This window comes from Mucilaginibacter sp. P4_G9 (assembly GCF_056400985.1).
In genome coordinates, this window is sequence record NZ_JBFUKF010000574.1 from 1 (window position 1) to 2500 (window position 2500).

4 protein-coding genes are annotated in these 2500 nt (G+C 39.8%); 3 read left to right on the forward strand and 1 reads right to left on the reverse strand.

Annotated elements, in window-relative coordinates:
• Window positions 1–205 precede the first annotated feature (205 nt).
• Window positions 206–1219, reverse strand: coding sequence for a chitinase (locus tag AC1DPZ_RS25470; protein ID WP_477408760.1), 1014 nt, complete (start codon window positions 1217–1219; stop codon window positions 206–208).
• Between the two features lie 185 nt (window positions 1220–1404).
• On the opposite strand from AC1DPZ_RS25470, the gene AC1DPZ_RS25475 reads away from it, so the two are divergent.
• From AC1DPZ_RS25475 to AC1DPZ_RS25485, 3 genes are all read left to right on the forward strand, one after another.
• Window positions 1405–1953: a cob(I)yrinic acid a,c-diamide adenosyltransferase gene (locus tag AC1DPZ_RS25475; RefSeq protein ID WP_477408762.1), complete on the forward strand. Its 549-nt coding sequence runs from the start codon at window positions 1405–1407 to the stop codon at window positions 1951–1953.
• Window positions 1954–2043: 90 nt separating this feature from the next.
• A complete protein-coding gene (locus AC1DPZ_RS25480; protein ID WP_002996718.1) occupies window positions 2044–2265 on the forward strand; it encodes a DUF2795 domain-containing protein in 222 nt (73 codons plus the stop codon).
• A 103-nt stretch (window positions 2266–2368) separates the two neighbouring features.
• The coding region (locus AC1DPZ_RS25485; protein WP_477408764.1) for a lmo0937 family membrane protein at window positions 2369–2500 on the forward strand (132 nt) is incomplete at its 3' end.

Sequence of the window (2500 nt, forward strand, 5' to 3'; positions counted from 1 at the left end):
GTTGGAGAATCCCAGACTTACGAAGTTTTTAAAACTTCGTAAGTCTTTCGCCGATTTGTCATTCCCCCTTCAGGGTCCCTGGATTTTACCACTCGCAATGACGCGTCGATATGTGCTTCATTAGAAGTATAAAAACATTAATAAAATGAAATTTAGACAGCTTATTAGTATGTTTGAAATTCAGGAGAGATAATTACTCAATAAATTAATACTTATATGGCTCCATTTTACCGCAAGGGCAGGCGCAGTTAGGGTCGCTGATGCCCATTTTTTTCAAAAAAAACTGATAAAAACCAATCCTGTCGTTCATGCCATATACTTTATCGCCTTTACCGCATTCTACGTCACCGTTAACAATATTAATGGTCATACCGAAGCCTGGGGTAGTACGGCCATGTGCTTTGTCGTTGGCGGTGGGCTGCCATTTACCGGTCATTACATCATGCGCAGATGGTTTATGCGTTTCTGGTGTCATCCAAAAATAAATAGCTGCTTTAAAGGCTACAACAGGATCTGTTTCTACCAGTTCGGGGTTGTTTAATAGTATTTTTGGATCGCCAAAAATACAGTTTGACGCATAGCCGTAGTTGCCATTGTAACTTAACTGCATGGGGCCGCGGCCATAATATTTTTTACCGGCTACAGGAGGGTATTCATCACTATCAGAAATATAGGTGTTGGATGTGTTGCTTTCATGTATCAGCATCAGGCCGTCGTCGTAACTGCCGTTCATGCCATGGCGGGTTTCATGGGCTATCTGCGCGAAGAAGGCAGCCAGTTCTTTTTTATTTACGTCGGCACCAAAGGCGGTGCAAAACTCCCCATAATCAACGGTAAAGGAACTGTCGGGCTTCTTTTTTGCCCATTCCTCATTCCAGTCGCCATCCTGGCGTACAACGGTTGTTTTGCCCGTTTTTTTATCTGTTCTGATAAACTGGTAAACCGATACTGCCCGCCGGGTAATTTTAACTTTAACCTGCCCCAATTCGTCGGCAGCTTTTATAAACGCTGCATAAGTGTAAAATTTGTCGCGTTGAGGGAAAAGCTCATTAAACTGTTTTTCGGTGAGGATATTGCTGATGGATGCTTTTGGCAGAGCCGTAGCCGCTGTATCTGCAGGCTTTTTTGTACCGGCGCTGCCACCACAGCTAAATGTCGAAATTACGAGGGTAGAAGCCGCTATCAAAACTAATTTAGAGGATAATATAATCGGTTTCATAATTTTTATAGATATACAGTATTTGATTGTATTGCAAATGCAAGTTTAAAGCTATCATTTAATAAACTGCGTTTCATCAGCAAAAATTATACTAAAAAGCGAAACCGGTAATATTTACATTCGGCGCACGAATTTTAAATTACCGTATTTATTGTAAAAATTATATATTCACTTTAATTAAATATATGAAGATATATACTAAAACGGGGGATAAGGGGTTTACATCATTGATAGGCGGTACCCGTGTAGCTAAATACCATTTACGGATAGAGAGCTACGGTACTGTTGACGAGCTAAACTCCTATATAGGCCTCATCAGCGGTCAGGATATTACCATACATGATAGGGGAATATTGAAGCAGATACAGGACAGGTTATTCACAATAGGCTCGTCGCTGGCGGCAGATCCGGAGCGATCAAAAATGGTAATACCAGATCTGCATATGGAAGACGTGGAGTTGTTGGAGCAGGAAATGGACGCCATGAATGAACAATTGCCCGAGCTGCGTCATTTTATTTTACCGGGTGGTAATAATGCCATTTCGTTTTGCCATATTGCAAGATGTATTTGCCGCCGGGCGGAGCGGGTGACTGTGCAATTGGCTAATGAAAGTACAGTTGACGAAAAAGTGAATATTTATCTGAACAGGTTGAGCGATTACCTATTCACTTTAGCCCGCAAGATTGCAAATGAGCATAATTTGCCTGAAAATCAATGGATACCGCGCATTTAATTATGTGAAAAAAAAATTGATATTCCAATTGAAATTATTATACTTTTGCGAAAAAGTAAATTTACTGATAAATATAAAATATATAGAAACATGTATTGGACACTTGAATTAGCATCTCACCTTGAAGATGCGCCATGGCCCGCAACAAAAGATGAATTAATTGACTATGCTATTCGTTCTGGAGCTCCTGTGGAGGTGATTGAAAACCTGCAGGCACTGGAAGACGATGGTGAACCGTATGAAAATATAGAAGAAATATGGCCGGATTACCCGACTAAAGATGATTTCTTTTTTAACGAAGACGAGTATTAATCTGCATAAATAGCCCTTTTTCAAGGGCTATTTTATTCGCCTCTGTTTTTTGGAATGATTTTAGTGATAAACAGAATATACTTATCAATTAAAACATAACAAAATGAGAGGCTTATTGTACATCATCGCAGTTATTCTGGTTATAGGATGGCTGTTCGGAGCATTTATTCACCCATTTGGAGGTGGTTTAATTCACATACTTTTAGTGATTGCTATTATAGCTGTACTATTAGGC